This window comes from Vibrio sonorensis (assembly GCF_001854765.1).
Classification (GTDB): Bacteria; Pseudomonadota; Gammaproteobacteria; order Enterobacterales; family Vibrionaceae; genus Vibrio; species Vibrio sonorensis.
In genome coordinates this window covers 1-302 of sequence record NZ_LJJE01000134.1, presented here as the reverse complement: position 1 = coordinate 302, position 302 = coordinate 1, and the positions used below count along the sequence as shown (strand labels likewise).

Below are 302 nucleotides of genomic sequence, written 5' to 3'. Positions count from 1 at the left end.
TTCTTGTTTTTAGATTTTGTCCTTTTTTATAAAGGAAAGTCTGAAGGCAAAACAAATCAAAGCAGAACGTGTAAGACTTTGATAAGTAATACTTTTAGTGCGCTGATATAGCTCAGGTGGTAGAGCGCATCCTTGGTAAGGATGAGGTCCCCAGTTCGAGTCTGGTATCAGCACCAGTTTTATCTTTTTAGATAACCCAATTTTGCTTGATGACCATAGCATTGTGGACCCACCTGATTCCATGCCGAACTCAGAAGTGAAACGCAATAGCGCCGATGGTAGTGTGGGGCTTCCCCATGTGA

1 tRNA gene and 1 rRNA gene are annotated in these 302 nt (G+C 42.4%); both read left to right on the top strand.

Annotation, left to right across the window (positions count from 1 at the left end):
- Positions 1 to 101: 101 nt before the first annotated feature.
- Positions 102 to 176 (top strand) — tRNA-Thr (locus tag BLO31_RS22880).
- A 29-nt stretch (positions 177 to 205) separates the two neighbouring features.
- Positions 206 to 302, top strand: a 5S ribosomal RNA gene (gene rrf / locus BLO31_RS22875); the annotation flags it as partial.